Origin of the sequence: Geobacillus sp. FSL W8-0026 (assembly GCF_037966255.1) — a bacterium.
Classification (GTDB): Bacteria; Bacillota; Bacilli; order Bacillales; family Anoxybacillaceae; genus Geobacillus; species Geobacillus icigianus.
Genome location: NZ_CP150194.1, coordinates 3,164,642 through 3,182,225, shown reverse-complemented (window position 1 = coordinate 3,182,225; position 17,584 = coordinate 3,164,642). Strand labels below are relative to the sequence as shown.

At 53.7% G+C, this 17,584-nt stretch carries 16 protein-coding genes and 1 pseudogene; 14 read left to right on the top strand and 3 right to left on the bottom strand.

Going from position 1 to position 17,584, the window contains the following annotated elements:
- Positions 1-67: 67 nt before the first annotated feature.
- The 10 genes and pseudogenes from prfB to NST29_RS15970 all read left to right on the top strand — a co-directional run bounded on the left by prfB (position 68) and on the right by NST29_RS15970 (position 8,660).
- Positions 68-1,169, top strand: a protein-coding gene (prfB, locus tag NST29_RS16015) for a peptide chain release factor 2 (protein WP_108209728.1) whose coding sequence is annotated in 2 segments (ribosomal slippage) — positions 68-139 and positions 141-1,169 — 1,101 coding nt in all. Because the reading frame shifts where the segments join, the coding sequence is not laid out codon by codon here.
- A 108-nt stretch (positions 1,170-1,277) separates the two neighbouring features.
- A complete protein-coding gene (locus NST29_RS16010; protein WP_081897160.1) occupies positions 1,278-1,538 on the top strand; it encodes a hypothetical protein in 261 nt (86 codons plus the stop codon).
- Entirely contained in the window at positions 1,507-1,767 is a 261-nt protein-coding gene (locus NST29_RS16005; protein ID WP_033017823.1) for a type II toxin-antitoxin system RelE/ParE family toxin, read from the top strand. The genes NST29_RS16010 and NST29_RS16005 overlap by 32 nt, the downstream gene beginning before the upstream one ends.
- 136 nt (positions 1,768-1,903) lie before the next feature.
- Positions 1,904-2,767, top strand: coding sequence for a YitT family protein (locus NST29_RS16000; RefSeq protein WP_033017822.1), 864 nt, complete (start codon positions 1,904-1,906; stop codon positions 2,765-2,767).
- Between the two features lie 58 nt (positions 2,768-2,825).
- Complete coding sequence (cccB, locus tag NST29_RS15995; protein WP_033017821.1) at positions 2,826-3,161, top strand: cytochrome c551; 336 nt, start codon at positions 2,826-2,828, stop codon at positions 3,159-3,161.
- A gap of 489 nt (positions 3,162-3,650) precedes the next feature.
- Positions 3,651-4,337 carry a cell division ATP-binding protein FtsE gene (ftsE, locus tag NST29_RS15990; protein WP_033017819.1) on the top strand — a complete coding sequence of 229 codons (687 nt, stop codon included), beginning with the start codon at positions 3,651-3,653 and terminating at the stop codon, positions 4,335-4,337.
- Positions 4,327-5,220 (top strand): permease-like cell division protein FtsX, encoded by an 894-nt coding sequence (ftsX, locus tag NST29_RS15985; protein ID WP_033017817.1) that lies wholly within the window; start codon positions 4,327-4,329, stop codon positions 5,218-5,220. The genes ftsE and ftsX overlap by 11 nt, the downstream gene beginning before the upstream one ends.
- Positions 5,221-5,253: 33 nt before the next feature.
- Positions 5,254-6,540, top strand: a complete 1,287-nt coding sequence (locus tag NST29_RS15980) for a peptidoglycan DD-metalloendopeptidase family protein (protein ID WP_033017815.1) — start codon at positions 5,254-5,256, stop codon at positions 6,538-6,540.
- A gap of 164 nt (positions 6,541-6,704) precedes the next feature.
- Positions 6,705-6,999: pseudogene (locus tag NST29_RS15975) on the top strand (pirin family protein); the annotation flags it as partial.
- A gap of 197 nt (positions 7,000-7,196) precedes the next feature.
- Positions 7,197-8,660 (top strand): S41 family peptidase, encoded by a 1,464-nt coding sequence (locus tag NST29_RS15970; protein ID WP_033017814.1) that lies wholly within the window; start codon positions 7,197-7,199, stop codon positions 8,658-8,660.
- A 576-nt stretch (positions 8,661-9,236) separates the two neighbouring features.
- On the opposite strand, the gene NST29_RS15965 is transcribed toward NST29_RS15970, so the two are convergent.
- Together NST29_RS15965 and NST29_RS15960 are read right to left on the bottom strand one after the other, a co-directional pair.
- A complete protein-coding gene (locus NST29_RS15965) occupies positions 9,237-10,229 on the bottom strand; it encodes a glycosyltransferase family 2 protein (RefSeq protein WP_081897161.1) in 993 nt (330 codons plus the stop codon).
- A 17-nt stretch (positions 10,230-10,246) separates the two neighbouring features.
- Positions 10,247-11,917, bottom strand: coding sequence for a DUF6044 family protein (locus NST29_RS15960; protein ID WP_033017812.1), 1,671 nt, complete (start codon positions 11,915-11,917; stop codon positions 10,247-10,249).
- Between the two features lie 96 nt (positions 11,918-12,013).
- Between NST29_RS15960 and NST29_RS15955 the strand changes: the two genes are divergently transcribed.
- Complete coding sequence (locus NST29_RS15955) at positions 12,014-12,523, top strand: hypothetical protein (RefSeq protein ID WP_033017810.1); 510 nt, start codon at positions 12,014-12,016, stop codon at positions 12,521-12,523.
- A 274-nt stretch (positions 12,524-12,797) separates the two neighbouring features.
- On the opposite strand, the gene NST29_RS15950 is transcribed toward NST29_RS15955, so the two are convergent.
- Complete coding sequence (locus NST29_RS15950) at positions 12,798-13,352, bottom strand: MerR family transcriptional regulator (RefSeq protein ID WP_033017807.1); 555 nt, start codon at positions 13,350-13,352, stop codon at positions 12,798-12,800.
- Between the two features lie 222 nt (positions 13,353-13,574).
- Here NST29_RS15950 and NST29_RS15945 point away from each other — a divergent pair, with 222 nt between their 5' ends.
- The 3 genes from NST29_RS15945 to uvrB all read left to right on the top strand — a co-directional run bounded on the left by NST29_RS15945 (position 13,575) and on the right by uvrB (position 17,581).
- A complete protein-coding gene (locus NST29_RS15945) occupies positions 13,575-14,747 on the top strand; it encodes a PDZ domain-containing protein (protein ID WP_033017805.1) in 1,173 nt (390 codons plus the stop codon).
- 14 nt (positions 14,748-14,761) lie between these two features.
- The gene (locus tag NST29_RS15940) at positions 14,762-14,986 is read left to right on the top strand and encodes a CsbA family protein (protein WP_033017804.1); all 225 of its coding nucleotides are present in this window, start codon (positions 14,762-14,764) and stop codon (positions 14,984-14,986) included.
- 618 nt (positions 14,987-15,604) lie between these two features.
- Positions 15,605-17,581, top strand: coding sequence for an excinuclease ABC subunit UvrB (gene uvrB, locus NST29_RS15935; protein ID WP_033017803.1), 1,977 nt, complete (start codon positions 15,605-15,607; stop codon positions 17,579-17,581).
- Positions 17,582-17,584: the final 3 nt, after the last annotated feature.

The window sequence follows — 17,584 nt, the reverse complement described above, 5'->3', positions numbered from 1 at the left end:
CCTCCCTTTTCCATGGCAACGATGAATGATTGGCATACGATATTCATGATGAGGTGAGGACAACATGATCGATTTGGCGGAAATCAAACAAGAGCTCGAGAAAATGGCTAAGCGATTAGCGGAAATCAGGGGGTCTCTTTGACCTCGATGTGAAGCGGGAGCGCATTCGCGAATTAGAGGAGCAAATGGCCGCCCCCGGTTTTTGGGATGACCAGAAAGCGGCGCAGGCGGTCATTGCCGAGGTGAATGGGCTCAAGGATTTGGTTGGCGAGTTTGAGTCGCTGCAGGAACGGTTTGACAATTTGGAAGTGACGTACGAGTTGTTGAAAGAAGAACCGGACGAGGAGCTGCAGGCTGAGCTCGTGGAAGAAGCGAAAACATTGACGAAAGACTTCAGCGAGTTCGAGTTGCAGCTGCTGCTCAACGAACCGTACGACCAAAACAATGCGATTTTGGAACTTCATCCCGGCGCGGGCGGCACCGAGTCGCAAGACTGGGCGTCGATGCTGTTGCGCATGTACACGCGCTGGGCGGAGAAAAAAGGGTTCAAAGTGGAAACGCTCGACTACCTGCCGGGCGAGGAAGCGGGGATCAAAAGCGTCACGCTGCTTATCAAAGGCCGGAATGCCTACGGCTATTTAAAAGCGGAAAAAGGGGTGCACCGGCTTGTCCGCATCTCGCCGTTTGACGCCTCGGGCCGCCGGCACACGTCGTTTGTGTCATGCGAAGTCGTGCCGGAGATGGACGAAAACATCGAAATCGAGATTCGTCCGGATGAGCTGAAGATTGACACGTACCGCTCCAGCGGCGCGGGCGGACAGCACGTCAATACGACCGATTCGGCGGTGCGCATCACCCACTTGCCGACCGGGATCGTCGTCACGTGCCAATCGGAGCGGTCGCAAATCCAAAACCGCGAAAAAGCGATGAATATGTTGAAAGCGAAATTGTATCAAAAGAAACTCGAGGAGCAGCAAGCTGAACTGGCCGAGCTGCGCGGTGAGCAAAAAGAAATCGGCTGGGGGAACCAGATCCGTTCGTACGTTTTCCATCCGTATTCGCTTGTCAAAGACCATCGGACGAACGTCGAGGTTGGCAACGTGCAAGCGGTGATGGATGGGGAGATTGACGTGTTTATTGACGCGTATTTGCGCGCGAAGTTGAAGTAAAGGGCGATCATCGGATCGTCCTTTTTCGTTTCAAAAATCATTTTTCTGATTTTGACGCATCTGCATCCCCGTGGTATGCTGAAGGTAACGAAAGGCAAAAGGAGGGCGATGGCTTTGGCGGTGCGCAAACAAGTGCTTTACGAACTGATTGAACGGTTGGATGAAACGGATCATCAAACAGCGTACGATTTTTTGATGTACCTGCTTGATCGGTCCAGAAAGGAACGAATGGTATGGGAGCGGATTGACGAAACAGATGAAGAAGAAACGTTGACGGAAGAAGAGCGCCAGCAGTTGCAAAGCGATGAAGGATATATCATCGGGGGAGAAGCCAAGCGTGAATTCGGGCTACAAGTTGATTTACCATAGGGCCGCAGTCAAATTCATCGCTAGGCAAGAAAAAGAGGTTCAAGAACGGTTGGCCTCTGGGTTGCAAGGTCTGCTAGCGATCCCACCGCAGGGGGATATTAAAAAGTTGAAGGGGCAGGATGGATTATATCGGCTGCGAATCGGAACATATCGTGTATTGTTTCGTATCGATCATGAAGAACGAATCATCTATATTGAGGCGATCGGCAACCGTGGGGATGTGTATTGAGGCTTGTATTTTTTGGCTAGGGCGATCATCGGATCGTCCTTTTTCCCTTTAGCATAGTAGATCGATATCGCGTTAATCGGCTGTCATTTACTTGTCAAAACGGGCATGCTATACTCACAAAGGAAGGTGGGGAAGCATGCGGAAACGAAAAGAGAAAACCGTTTCTCCGGCGATCGAGGCGGCGTTGGAGTATGGATACGTGCTCGCTGGCGCGGCGATCGTCGCCGTGGCGTTTAACGTGTTTTTGCTGCCGAACCGGATCGCCTCGGGCGGAGTGAGCGGCATCAGCACGATTATGCATGCGCTGTTTGGCATTGAGCCGGCGTATGTCCAATGGGCGCTCAACGTCCCGCTCTTTATCGCCGGCGTCGTGTTATTAGGCCGGCAGTTTGGCGTGAAAACGTTCGTGGGGACGGTGTTTTTGCCGCTTGTGGTCTATTTGACGAAAGAGATGGAGCCGGCGACGACGAATCCGCTTCTTGGCGCGATTTTTGGCGGCATCGGTGTTGGGCTTGGCCTTGGCATTGTCTTTCGCGGTCGGGCGTCGACGGGCGGCACCGACCTAGCGGCGCAAATCATTCATAAATATACCGGGCTGTCGCTTGGGATGTGCGTCATTTTGATCGACGGTTTGATCGTGTTGACCGCGGCGTTTGTATTTGATATCGAACGGGCGCTCTATGCGCTGATTGCGCTGTATGTGACAAGCAAAACGATCGACCTCGTTCAAGTCGGACTCGGCTACTCGAAGATCGCGCTGATCATTACGAACGAAGAAGAGAAAGTGCGGCGCGCCATTTTGCACGAAATCGACCGCGGGGTGACGCGGCTGCCGGCGTACGGCGGTTACACGGAACATGAGCGCCCGGTGTTGATGTGCGTCGTTGCTCAATCGGAGTTCACGAAATTGAAACAAATCGTCCGAACCATTGATCCGACCGCATTTGTCGTTGTTGCCAACGCCGCTGAGGTGCTTGGCGAGGGATTTCAGCGTACGTAAAAGAGAAAAAATCGGTTATAATACATATGAGAAACCAATGTTTTAGGGGGAGTTCACCATGAAGTGGAAATGGGCTGCGCTGTTTCTCGGAGTTTCGCTCACCTTGGCGGCATGTGGTGGCGGAGGAGATAACGCTGAGAACAAAAACAATGGCAACAAAAGTGGAGGGGAGACGACAGCGTCCGCCGAACAAATTTTCAAACAAAACTGCGCATCCTGTCACGGGCAAGATTTGTCAGGAGGGGCTGGCCCGAACTTGCAAAAGGTAGGGAGCAAGTATTCGAAGGATCAGATTAAAGACATTATTGCCAAAGGCCGCGGCATTATGCCTGGGGGGGTGATCAAAGGCGAAGAGGCCGATAAAGTAGCCGAGTGGCTGGCCGCCAAAAAATAATCGCCGCCGAGCGAAAAAAGTGAGACGTCGCCTTGTTCGAATGCGAACAGGGCGATGTTTTTTTATGAGCGTGGAAAATCGAGGCATTCTCGCCCACCGTTTCCTCATCTCGCCGATGTAAAAGCCGGCGTGCGCTTGCAGGAGTGTGATTCTCGCTCATACTGTTTCCGTATATCGTTTCTCAAATCGAGACACCTTGTCCCATCGGTCCTTCTGTTTGCGTGTTCACTCACCGACCGAGGAGAAGAAGCGGTTTTTCACCCGTCTTCCAGAAGGGCGTTGATGGAAAAGGATCCGGCGCTCAAGCAATTGTTTTCGCATATAGGCATGGTTGCAGAACTGCGACTTTTTTCCTATCATTATTTGAAATATAAATGTAAAATTCGACAGAAGAAAATCGTGTTATAATAATCCTTGTGAAATTTTGCTAGATTCGTTCGAAACAGCTCGAGAAATGACAACAAGTGCGTCGAAAAATAGGTGATGACGATGATTGAAATGCAAGATGTATATAAAACATATCCGAACGGCGTTGTGGCATTAAACGGCGTCAATGTCCGCATCAAACAAGGAGAATTCGTCTATGTCGTTGGACCTAGTGGAGCGGGCAAATCGACGTTTATCAAAATGATGTACCGCGAGGAGAAGCCGACGAAAGGGAGCATCATGGTCAACGGAGTGAACCTCGCAAAGCTCAAAGATAACAAAGTGCCGTTGCTGCGCCGCCAAATCGGCATTGTCTTCCAAGATTTTAAGCTGCTTCCTAAACTCAATGTATATGAAAACGTCGCCTTTGCTTTGGAAGTGATTGAAGAGTCGCCGAAAGCCATTCGCAAAAAGGTGATGGAAGTCCTTGATCTCGTTGGTCTCAAGCATAAAGTCCGCTCTTATCCGAACGAATTGTCCGGCGGCGAACAACAGCGCGTCTCCATTGCCCGCTCGATCGTCAATTCTCCGAAAATTGTCATTGCCGATGAACCGACAGGAAATTTAGACCCGGAAACATCATGGGGGATTATGGAGTTGTTTGAGAAAATTAACGAACGAGGAACGACCATTGTGATGGCAACCCATAATAAGGAAATCGTCAATGCGACGCGGCGGCGTGTCATCGCCATCGAAAACGGAAAAATTGTCCGTGACGAGGCGAGGGGGGAATACGGCTATGACGCTTAACACGTTCAAGCGCCATGTTCGGGAGAGCGTCAAAAGTCTCGGCCGCAACGGCTGGATGACGTTTGCTTCTGCGAGCGCCGTCACCGTGACGCTGCTGCTCGTCGGCGTCTTTTTCACCGTTATGTTCAACATTAACTATTTTGCCAAAAAAGTAGAAAATGATGTCGAAATCCGCGTGCATATCGAGTTGACCGCCGACCGTCAAGCAAAAGACGCGTTGCGTCGGCAAATCGAAGCCATTCCCAACGTCAAAGATGTCCGTTATTCCTCGAAGGATGAAGAACTGAAGCGGCTGATCAAAAGCATGGGCGAGGAAGGGACGGCGTTCCGTCTGTTTGAGCAGCAAAACCCGCTCAGCGATGTGTATGTCGTCAAAGCCGCCCGTCCGCAAGACACGGTGAAAATCGCCAAGCAAATTGAAACGCTCCCGTCTGTTCATAAAGTGAACTACGGACAAGGAACGGTTGAAAAGCTGTTTAATGTGCTAAAAGTGATGCGCAACGTTGGGTTGGTGCTGATTGCCGGCTTGCTGTTTACGGCGATGTTTCTCATTTCCAACACGATTAAAATTACGATTTTTGCCCGCCGCCGCGAAATCGAGATTATGCGCCTCGTCGGGGCGACGAACGGGTTTATCCGCTGGCCGTTTTTCTTGGAAGGATTGTGGCTTGGCGTGCTCGGTTCGATCGTTCCGATCACGGCGTTGGCGGTCGTCTACTATAACGTCTACCATGTATACGAGCATCAGTTTGCGCTCCAGCTGTTTGAGCTTCTTCCGTTTTCCCCGTTCATCTGGCAGCTAAGCGCTTTGCTGCTGGCCATTGGCGCTGTCATCGGTGTCTGGGGAAGCGTGATGTCTGTGCGCAAGTTTTTGAAGGTATAAACAATCCAATTTAGCAGGGAGAGGGGAAGCGAGATGAAAAAGAAAAACGTAATGGCGCTCGCCGTTGCCGCGGCGCTTGGGCTCGGCGTTTTGCCGCCTGCGGCCAATGCCGTCAGCTCTCGCGATATTCAACAAAAGCGAAGCGAAATCGACGCGCTTCGCTCCAAGCGGTCGGAAGTGCAGGGGAAAATTAGTGAGTCGCAAAAAAACATCGAGTCCCTCCAGTCGCAGCAAAAACAAGTCGCCAATGACATCGCGAAGCTGAACGTCGCTATTGAGGAGACGAGCGGAAAAATCCGCAACGTCAGCGCTGACATCGACCAAACAGAGCGAGCGATTACCCAATTGAAACAAGAAATTGCCGAAATTCAGGAGCGGATTGAAAAGCGGAATGAGATTTTAAAGGAGCGGCTTCGGTCGCTGCAAGAAAGCGGTGGAGCGATCAGCTACTTGGAAGTGCTGCTGGGCGCGCAAAGCTTCAGCGACTTCATCGACCGCATGAGCGCGGTGACGACGATCATGGAAGCGGACCAGCAAATCGTCCGCGAGCAAGAGGCGGATAAAGCGCTCAAAGAGAAAAAAGAAACCGAACTGACGGAAAAGCGGAACAAGCTGCAAGCGGACTTGCAGGAGCTCAAACAGCTGCAAGCAAGCCTCGCCGGTCAGCTGGAACAGAAAAATCAATTGATGGCTGATTTAAAACAAAAAGAAGAAGAGGAACACGAACATCAGTTGGCGCTTGAAGAACAAAACGAATTGATTGCCAAGCAAGAAGCAGCCGTAAAGCAGCAGCTCGCCGAACTGGAGCGGCAAAAGCGAGCGGAAGAGGAAGCCGCGAAGCAGCGGGCACGTACATATTTATCACCATCGTTGGCTGACCAAGGATCGGGCGGCAGCGTCCCCCCGGTATCGAGCGGGGCGTTCACCCGTCCGGCCAACGGACCGATTACATCCGGTTTTGGGTACCGGTTTGGCGGCACGGACTTCCATCCGGGAGTCGATATCGGCAAGCGGGCTCCGGTCGTTCCGGTCGTTGCCGCCGCCGACGGGGTTGTGTTCCGTTCCTACTATTCTAGCAGCTACGGAAACGTCATTTTTGTCAGCCATATCATCGACGGCCAACTGTATACGACCGTTTATGCTCACCTTGAAGCGCGGCTCGTGGGCGAAGGTCAGCACGTGCAAAAAGGGCAAATCATTGGATACATGGGCAACACCGGCGATTCAACCGGCCCGCACTTGCACTTTGAACTTCACCGCGGCGAGTGGAACCCAGGCAAGACGAACGCCGTTGACCCGCGCAATTACATCGCGTTCTAATTCGCTGAAATGAAAAGGGAGGCGCAACTCGTCGATCGCTTTGCGATGGGCCAGTTGCGCATTTTTTCTTGGAGGACGGTGAATTTTGGCGATGATTTCGTCATTGGATAGCGTTGGCGCTGCTTGCAAGCTGGGAATGAGCGCCAATGAAGGCGAGGAAAATGATGATTCAGATTGACCGGGCTTCATCCCGCTATCATGCCGATTACGGTTGGCTAAAAACGTACTATAGTTTTTCGTTTGACGAGTATTGCGATCCGAACAACGTTCAATTTGGCCCGCTGCGGGGGGGAAACGACGATTTCGTCGCGCCGCTTGCTGGTTTTGGCGCTCACCCGCACATAGAGATGGAAATTGTGTCAGTTAAAGGGGTATTTGCAACATGAAGACAGCACGGGGCATAAAGCTGTGACGACGTTTGGCGGCGTGCAGCGGATGTCGGCCGGCACCGGCATCGTTCGCCGTTAAGGGCGAGCGGTGCCTCTTTTTTCCGTTCTGTATCGGTTGAGAAATCAAAAGCGAGCATGTAAACTAGTAAGAGGGATGGGCGGCATGGTATCATACTCGGTACAAGCTTGACATATGATGAAAATAAAGCCTTGGCACGGCGATAAGCGGTGCTTTTCATATATGGGACAGGGTGAGGAGGAAACGACGTGAAAAAAACGACAATGACTGCGCTAATGGCGCTGTCGATGCTCATCGGGGCAGGGGGCACGTACGTCGGCTTGCAGTGGGCCGATCGCCCGCCGGAAGGAGCGCTTTCAACGATTGTGGCCGATGAGCTGTCCAAATCCGCGGGCGATGATGAAGAAATGAAAAAAATTCGTCAAGCGTATGAGCTTATCAAAAATCGATATGTGGAAAAGGTCGATGAAGACAAACTGACGGAAGGCGCCATTCAAGGGATGATTCACACGCTCGGCGACCCGTATTCGGTGTATATGGATGCGGAAACGACCGAACAGTTCAATGAATCGCTCGATTCATCGTTTGAAGGGATCGGCGCTGAAGTCAGCATGATTGACGGCAAAGTGACGATTGTCGCCCCCATCAAAAATTCACCGGCGGAGAAAGCAGGATTGAAGCCCAATGACCAGATTTTGCGCGTCAACGGGGAAAGCTTGGAAGGGCTTGACTTGTATGAAGCGGTGTTGAAAATCCGCGGCAAAAAGGGGACGACGGTCGAGCTGGACATTTTGCGTCCTGGTGCGAAAAATGTCATGAAAGTCAAAGTCGTCCGCGATGCCATTCCTATTCAGACGGTGTACGACTCGATCAAAACGTACCAAGGCAAAAAAGCGGGCTACTTGCAAATTACGTCGTTTTCGGAAAACACGGCGGCCGATTTTAAAAAGAAATTGGCGAAGCTGGAAGCTGAACACATTGACGGCTTAATCATTGATGTGCGCGGCAATCCGGGCGGCTATTTGCAAAGTGTGGAGGAAATGTTAAAACAGCTGATTCCAAAAGGCAAACCGTATGTCCAAATCGAAGAACGCGACGGCGACCGGCAAAAATTTTACTCCGACCTAACGGCGAAAAAGCCGTACCCGATTGTCGTTCTTGTCGATCAAGGCAGCGCCTCGGCGTCGGAAATTTTGGCCGGAGCGATGAAGGAAGCGGGGGGCTATCCGCTCGTCGGCGAGACTACGTTCGGCAAAGGGACGGTGCAGCAAGCGATCCCGATGGGCGATGGAAGCAACATCAAATTGACGCTGTACAAATGGCTGACCCCGGACGGACATTGGATTCATAAAAAAGGAATCAAGCCGGACGTCGCGGTCGCTCAGCCGGACTACTTTCACGTCGCTCCGCTTCATGTGGAAAAACCGTTTCAGTATGATATGAACGATGAGCAAATCGCCAATGCGCAAAAAATGTTAAAAGGGCTTGGCTTCAACCCGGGCCGCACTGACGGCTATTTCAGCAAAGAAACGGAACAGGCGGTAAAAGCTTTCCAAAAAGCAAACAAGCTGCCGGTCACGGGCCACATCGATGACACGACAGCGCAACTGTTGCAGGCGAAAATCATAGAGGCGGTGCGCGACCCTGGCCATGACATGCAGCTCAAAAAGGCGCTGGAGGTGCTGTTTTCGTCATCGGCCCGGCGCGGGTGAGCAAGCGGGAAAACCGCTTTTCGATTTAACGTAATTTCCGACAGAAGTCTCCCACCTCAAGGGAATATACAGGGCAAAAACCAATGAGTAGGTGGGAGAGGAATGTCGGTTGGCGATCGCCGACGGATGTGGTCATCGATTGTTCGAGCGGACGCCTTCGGAGCGAGGGAAAGCGTAAAGGGGACTTGTGTGGGGCTTCCCGTTCGGTGAACGCGCACAAGTCGCTAGAAGCCTCCTCCCCAAGCGAAGCGGAGGTGACGGGTAGTTCACAGCCTTTCCGCGCTGACACGCTCCGGCCGCTTCCGGGTTGTCGTGCGGAGAGGAAAAAGGCGTTCATCGATCAATGGCTCTCGTGAGGGAAAGCGCGATGGCCGGCGTTGTCTCTTGATTCGATCACGGCTGGACGGGATGAAAAAGAGGGGGAGCGAAAAGGCGCGCCCCATATCGTGAGGCAGAACCGTATATATAGCAACGCAAGAGAAGGAGGGTGTCCCTACAAAGGATCGGGACACCCTCTTTCGTTGCTAATATAACGCACTGGCTGCTTCTGCCGCACGGGGACCGCTGTTTTCTGTTCTATAAGCGCGCCGGCGTTTTTTTCTGTTCTGCCGGAAGCGGCAGCTGGACGGTCGTTTCGATCGCAAAGCGCGGACGACGTTTTACTTCTTGGTAAATTTTACCTACATATTCACCGATCAGACCAAGGCTCATTAGCACGAGTCCGCCGATAAACCAAACGGAAATCATGAGCGACGTCCAGCCGGATTTCGCGTGTCCGAGCCATTTGCTGATGAGAGCGTACAACCCGGCCGCTCCGCTGATGAGAAAGGCGGCAAAACCGATCAAAGTAATGGCGCGAATCGGTGCGACGCTTAAGGAGGTGATGCCGTCAAAGGCGAAGGCGAGCATCTTTTTGAGCGGGTATTTCGACTGCCCGGCCCATCGCTCATGACGGTCGTAAAAGACGCATGTCGAGCGGAACCCAACAAGCGGCACCAATCCGCGCAAAAAGAGATTGACTTCTGTGTAGCGGCTCAGCTCATCGAGCGCCCGCTTGCTCATTAACCGGAAATCGGCGTGGTTGTAAATGAGCTCGATTCCGAGCGCCTGCATGAACCGATAAAAGGCTTGGGCGGTCGTACGCTTGAACCACGTGTCTGTCTTTCGGCTGCGCCGCACGCCGTAAACGATGTCGTATCCTTCGCGGTATTTTTGCACAAATTCGCGGATCGCCTCCACATCGTCTTGCAAATCGGCGTCAATGGACACGGCGCAATCGGCGTACGCGCGGACGGTGTCAAGCCCGGCGAGCAGCGCCCGCTGATGGCCGACGTTGCGCGCGAGCTTGATGCCCGCCACGAAGGGGTTTCGCTCGCTTTCTTCTTCAATGAGCGACCATGTCCGGTCGCGGCTGCCGTCATCGACAAAAACGACATGGCTGCCGATGGCGACCGCTCCTTCTTCGAGCAATTGCTCAAGCAAAGCGGTCAGCCGCCGGGTCGTTTCCGGCAACACGTCTTCTTCGTTGTAGCATGGGACGACGATGGCCAACAATGGTTTGTCCATCATGTGTTTCTTGCCTCCTTTCACTCCACTTCATACACATAAATTTTCCATACTGACTGTCGATCGGTGAACGCCCGCAAGAAGCGGAGATGGATGTCGCGGGCGTTCATGATCGGGACGGAGGAAAAAATGTACTTGCCGCCAAGCTGTTTGAATGCCTTTGTGTTGATCTCGAAATGATGGATGACTTTATGCGATCGTTTCGTGAACATATAATGTTTTCCAAGCTCTGCCGAGAACAAATAGACGCGGTTGCCCCAATGGTCAAAATAGTCTTTCAGCACCGGGTTTTTATCCAGTTCCTTGGCGATGATACGCCGAAATTGCCGCTTATATGACAGCGGGTAAAAATTGTTGTACGTATCGAGCGTATAAAACCCGTTGTATTGAGCGATGGCCGGATGCAGCCCAACGCTGGCGACGCGGTAGGAGGATACCGGCTTGCCGATATATCGTTTGATTTCTGAAAACAAATGTTCAGAATAAAATTGCTCGAACGATGGTGTGCCAGCGAGGCGATAGCGAATTTCCTCGTTGAATCCGCCAAGCAGCAGCAACTGCAACGTCAGGGCGATCGGTACGAGCCGCCGCCACGCCGCGCGCTCTTTGGCGATGATTTGCAAGGCCAAGGCAAAATCAAGGTAAATGACCATCGGCCGCAAAAAATGGAAGCGGGCGAAATTGAACGTATTCAAAAGCGAAATCCGCTCTTTGAGCGGCTGCCACCCTTTGTAAAACCAAAACGCATACCAAGTCGATAAGGCGATGTTCAACCAAAACAGCAAAAGAAAGCGCCGCTCCAATGGTCCGCGCTGTCGGCGCCAAACGAGAAAAAACGCCGCCCAAAGCACCGGCAAGATGATCGGCCCGTGAACGGTCATTACATGCGTATGGCCGAGCACATAGTTTTTTAGCGTCAGCCGCAGACAGTGGAGGAAGCTGAGCCGTGAAGAAAGAAATTCGTTTCGGCTCGTCGGTTCGCCATCGAAGACAAGCGAGTATACGAGCCGGTACTCGATGGCTAAAAACAAGCTGGTCATCAAGACAATCGCTGTGAACAATCGTTTGTTCCATTGCCTGCGGACAACGCCGTCAAACAACCACACCGCCCCCATCGCGGCGAGGAAAAAGAAAAATCCGAGCACAAAGCTGGCGTAAAACGGAAGCAAGATGATCGCAAGCCACTCTTTCCACGTCGCTTCCCCTTTGCGGATGGAAAGAAATGCCCATAGCGCCAGCGGCATGCCGAGCGTGCTCAGCATCCCGGACGGCCAAAACGGCGTCAGGGCGAAGGCGAGGGAGACGCCGACGCGAATCAGCCATGATTCCGGATTCGGCAAAAAGTGGCGGCGAAGCAGCCAATACATGCCCAAAAAAGCGAAAATACGCGTGATCGTCTGGCTGAGCGCGTACGCCACCATGGAAGGGAATAAGGCGTGCAGCCACACGATGCCGCTGAATTCCGTCCCAAAGGCGTTGCGCGGCAGGCCGTTGATCACTTGCGGGATGACGGCGTCGATGGGGCCGAACAGCTCGCCGCTCCGGACCAGCACCCGATACCAAGCAATGTTGGAATCCATGTTGTCATGGACACGAATATGGGCATGTTCCCCGAGAAGATATAGAGGGGACAGATAGGCCGCCAAGATGATCCATGCCGCGATGAGCGCCTTTCGTTCGTTCCGTTCCACGTCTGGCTTCCCTCCTTTCGAAAAGCGAAATCATCGCAACATCCGACATTATACGAAGCAATGATTAAGAAATGATAAGAAAGAGGTAAAGAAGCGGTGAAGGCCAAGCAAAAAAGCCCGCTTCAACCGGCCGAAGCCTTCGGGAGAACGATTAGAATCCACCACCGTCCCCCAAACGGAGCCGCGGTCGCTAAGCCTAAGGAGGACGGCGGGGATCAAGGTGAAAAAACAATCTATATAAGTTGCAATTTTGTTTTCCATGGCGTTGTTCGCCGTTCTTGTCACGGTGCCAACTTGTCAGGTGATAAGATGGGACATGGAGACCGGAGATTCTTATTAAGTTGCAATTTTGTTTTACAACCCGCTGATTACTCTGATATCGGCTTGTATTTAGATGAAACCTGCAACGAAGACTCGGAAATTCTTTATTGCAACTTATACAGCTTCCCCTTTTTTATCCACCTTCATGATTTGGGCCACAATCACTCGCTTTGTCCATCTTCATGCTTGACGGTGGTCACAGCAGAGAAAAAGGGGCCAGAGGGTGCCTGCAAGTTGGTTGAGCCCCCTCTTGCGCCCTCATTAGATGTGGAAGGCAGGAGCTGAACAAAGCTTTTCGATTTTGAAACACGATGTTGCGAATAGGCATTGTTCAATCCCTATCGTATGTTAGAAGGCCGGTGAAACGTGCTGATTTGCGCCCAACCGCCAGTGTTTCGACGTGTATGTTGGCAAGGTTGCTCAAATGGAGCAAGTCAGGTTGCCCATAGACTTCCTCCTTCCAACCGGCCTTTTCGATTGGCTGCTGGCTTGCGTGTTGCTCTTTCACCGCCAACGGTCAGTTGTCAGCCGCCCGCGCGGCCGGAACTGAAGCAACCGGCTAGGCGAACAGACCGATCACCCGTCCGAGGCCGCGCCGTTTTCGTTTCGGTGGTTGGGGCGGTTCGTGGGATGATGGCGGCTTGTTATTCAGCTGTTGCTCGAGCCGGGCGACGAGCTGTTCGAGCGCGGCGAGGCGGGCAGTGATTTCTTCCATTTCCCGACGGTGATGCAGCAATTGAACGGAGACGACGTCGTCGGCTTTTTGGCCGAGCTGCTGTTCGAGTTGATCAAGGCGCGAAGAGATGCGGGCGATTTCCGGTTCGAAGGATGGCTGGCGCAAAACGTCGAGCGTGGGCGACGGCGCTTCTTGTTTCGGTTGGTTGTCGGTTGGCAACGACGCTGCAACGGAAGGGTACCGCGCGGCTGCCGACCGTTCCAAGGCCGCGCCTTGTTCGAATTTGACGCGCTCCAACAAAGCGATCGTGTTTTCATCGAACAAGTAATGGCCGGCTTCATTTTTGCGCAGCGGGATGTCATACTTCCGCACCCAGCGTTGGATGGTTTTCGGCGAAACACCAAGACGGGCGGCGACATCGGTCGTTTTTATTTCCATCGTTCCACTCCTCCCTTTCTCCTTCTTGTTCTATCTTTTTTTCATTGAGGGCGCGAACTCCTTCCTGACCGACAAAACTAGTGGCGATTCGGCAAAGAAAGCCGAAAAGGACGGCATTTCGCCACGTGGGGAAAAAAGATGGCGGCAGGCATATAGGATTTGTCGCGGCCATTTGGTAGAATAAAAGGTAAAGAACGGTGAACGAAACAAGGGGGAACGTTGATGGCGACATGGGGGCTTGAATGGCTAGAAGGGATTGCGGCGGTATGGCGGCAGCCGCTCCTTTATTATGGCGCCTTGCTCGCCTTGGCCGCCGGTTGGCGGCGGGTGAAGCGCGAGCGCCGCGATTTTCACGTGCGCGTCTACAGTCCGTGGAAAGAATGGCGGGGGCTTTGGACAAGCGGATGGCTTCCGGGGGCGGTGCTGTCAGCGGTGGCGCTTGGGGCGGGCCTCGTCGTGCCGAAGGAGGTCGTTTGGACGGTGACCGCGCTCACGGTGCTGCTTGGCTTGACGATGGAAACGCGGCTATTGTCGGCGGCGTATACGCTGGGGGGGACGCTGCTTGTGCTCGCGATGGCCGAGCGCGGCAGGATGGCTGTTCCTTGGCTTCGCGATGGCGTAGAAGCAGCGCCGGTGTTGGCGCTGTGGCTGACGTTGCTGTTGGCGGCTGAAGGATGGCTCATCATTCGGACGCGAACGGAGCCCGCTTCGCCGCAGCTTTTGAAAAGCAAGCGGGGAATGACCATCGGCCGGCAATGGGTGCAGCGCCTCTGGTTTGTGCCGGTCGTGTTGCCGATGGCTGGCGGCTCGCTGCCGTCGCTTCCATGGTGGCCGTTTGCTGTCGGCGGGGAAGGGCATTCGTTTTGGCTTGTTCCGTTCCTGATCGGGTTTTCTCAGCGTCGCCATCATGTGCGGCCGCCCGAGGCGGCGCGTCGGGAAGGGCGGCTCGTGCTGCTGCTGGCCGGCGTTGTTGCCGTGTTGGCGACAGGAAGCGTATGGTATGCGCCGCTGGCGGTGGCGGCGGGAGCGGTGGCGGTCATCGGGCGTGAATGGATCGCTTTTTCTGGCCGCCGCGCCGACAGCGCTTCCCCACCCCGCTTTGCCCGTCATCCGCACGGAGTGGTCATCGTCGGGGTGCTGCCGGGGTCAAAGGCGGAAAAAATGGGGCTTTCGATTGGAGAAGTGATCTGCAAAACGAACGGGGTGCCAGTGCGGACGGAGGCGGAGTTTTACGAAGCGCTCCAGCGCAACCGCGCATTTTGCAAATTGGAAGTGATCGGCGATAACGGAGAAGTTCGCTTTGTCCAAGGGGCGCTCTATGAGGATGAACACCATGAGCTTGGGCTGCTGTTCGTCCGTGAGCGCGGCTCCTTGGCATCGGAAGCTGTTTCGTAAAGGAGAAGACAATCATGTGGTTTTTGGCGGCGCTTTTCATACCGTGTCTCTTAGTGTTGTTGTTCGCGCGGGTGACGTACAATCGATACATCGCGGTGCTGTTGACCGTTGCCCTGCTTGTAGCTTCTTATCTGAAAGGGTATACAGACCAGTTTCATGAAATCGTGGCCGATGTTGCTTCCACGATAGCCGGGTTTTTGTGGGCAGGGCGCATGCTTGAGCGCTTGAAGGAAAAATGAAGGGCGATGGCCGGCGCGCGGCTGTGATGATCACCGCTTTTCCCCGCCGGCGGACGGTGAAGCAAGCAAAGAGGGGTGGGGATGGACTCACGCAACCGCTTCTTGGAATCGTTTCTTAATGTAGAAAAACTTGTTCCATCGATCAAGGCAAACAGCGGTTTTTCATCAACCTTAACAAGGCCGGCGGAAATAGCTGTTTTTTCCGATCAATGGATGAACGTGTGAAAAGAAGCGCTGATGATACAACGTTTCTCTATTGGAGAAACGATGCTAGGAATCGGTATGTACTATTAAATCACTAGCCTCTAAAGGAGCGGACGGGGAAGAAGGAACCAGTCCGCTTTTTGGCGTTGCTAAAAAGGGCGATGATGGCCGCAAAATCGAGATGTCGGTTGCTCCGCGTCTGCGTCTCGCTGCACTGATGCCAGCGCCTCTGTCTGTTGATGGGGCGCTTCGTCTTGTTCCTTGGGACAGCGGTTTCTTCCCGAAAGTGCAGGAAAGAGGGAGCGATGGAAAACGCTGAACGGATTGGTACGAATATGAGTTCGCATTTTTGATGCGCCGATGGAGCCGATGTGGTACAATGGGGAAAGATGGTACGGAGAAGGAGGCGGAACGGTGGAGGGCCGTTTTCAACTAGTTTCATCTTATCAACCGCAAGGCGATCAACCGCAGGCGATCGCCAAGCTCGTTGACGGGTTGCGGCAGGGAGTGAAGCATCAAACGCTGCTTGGGGCGACAGGGACGGGCAAAACGTTTACGATCTCGAACGTGATTGCCCAAGTCAACAAACCAACGCTCGTCATCGCCCACAACAAAACGCTCGCTGGCCAATTGTACAGCGAGCTGAAGGAGTTTTTCCCGCACAACGCCGTCGAATATTTTGTCAGCTATTACGATTACTATCAGCCGGAAGCGTACGTGCCGCAGACGGATACGTACATTGAAAAAGACGCGAAAATCAACGATGAAATCGACAAATTGCGGCACTCGGCGACATCGGCTTTGTTTGAGCGCCGGGACGTCATCATCGTCGCCAGCGTGTCGTGCATTTACGGTTTAGGGTCGCCGGAAGAATACCGGGAGCTCGTCGTTTCATTGCGCGTCGGGATGGAAATCGAGCGCAACGCGTTGTTGCGGCGGCTCGTTGACATCCAATACGACCGCAATGATATCGACTTCCGGCGCGGCACGTTCCGCGTCCGCGGCGATGTCGTCGAAATTTTCCCCGCTTCGCGCGATGAACATTGCATTCGCGTCGAATTTTTCGGCGATGAAATCGATCGCATCCGCGAGGTGGACGCCTTGACCGGCGAGGTGCTCGGCGAGCGTGAGCACGTCGCTATTTTCCCAGCGTCGCACTTTGTCACGCGCGAGGAGAAAATGCGGCTCGCCATTCAAAACATTGAACAAGAGCTCGAGGAGCGGCTCGCCGAACTGCGCGCGCAAGGGAAGCTCTTGGAGGCGCAGCGGCTCGAGCAGCGGACGCGCTATGATCTTGAAATGATGCGCGAGATGGGCTTTTGTTCCGGCATCGAAAACTACTCGCGCCATTTGGCGCTGCGGCCGCCGGGCTCGACGCCGTACACCTTGCTTGACTATTTTCCGGACGATTTTTTGATCATCATTGATGAGTCGCACGTCACCTTGCCGCAGCTGCGCGGCATGTACAACGGCGACCGGGCGCGCAAGCAAGTGCTCGTCGACCACGGCTTTCGTCTGCCGTCGGCGCTTGACAACCGGCCGCTCACGTTTGAAGAGTTCGAGCAAAAAATCAATCAAATTATTTACGTCTCCGCGACGCCGGGGCCGTATGAGCTCGAACATAGCCCGGGCGTTGTCGAACAAATCATCCGCCCGACCGGGCTGTTGGATCCGACGATCGACGTCCGTCCGACGAACGGGCAAATCGACGATTTGATCGGCGAAATTCGCGAGCGGGTCGAGCGGAACGAGCGGACGTTGGTCACAACGTTGACGAAAAAAATGGCCGAAGACTTGACCGATTATTTGAAAGAAGCCGGCATCAAAGTCGCTTACTTGCATTCGGAAATCAAAACGCTGGAGCGCATTGAAATCATCCGCGACTTGCGGCTCGGCAAATACGATGTGCTTGTTGGCATCAACTTGCTGCGGGAAGGATTGGACATTCCGGAAGTGTCGCTTGTCGCCATTTTGGACGCCGACAAAGAAGGGTTTTTGCGCTCGGAGCGTTCGCTCATCCAGACGATCGGCCGCGCGGCGCGCAACGCGAACGGCCATGTGATCATGTACGCCGATACAGTGACGAAATCGATGGAAATCGCCATTCAAGAAACGAAGCGGCGCCGGACGATTCAGGAAGCGTACAACCAAGAGCACGGCATCGTGCCGCGCACGGTGAAAAAGGAGATTCGCGACGTCATCCGCGCGACGTATGCGGCGGAAGAGACGGAGACGTACGAGGCGAAGGCGCCGGCCAAGATGACGAAGCAGGAGCGGGAAGAGCTGATTCGAACGCTCGAGGCGGAAATGAAAGCAGCGGCCAAAGCGCTCGACTTCGAGCGGGCCGCCCAGCTGCGTGATGCCATTTTCGAGTTGAAAGCGGAAGGGTGACGG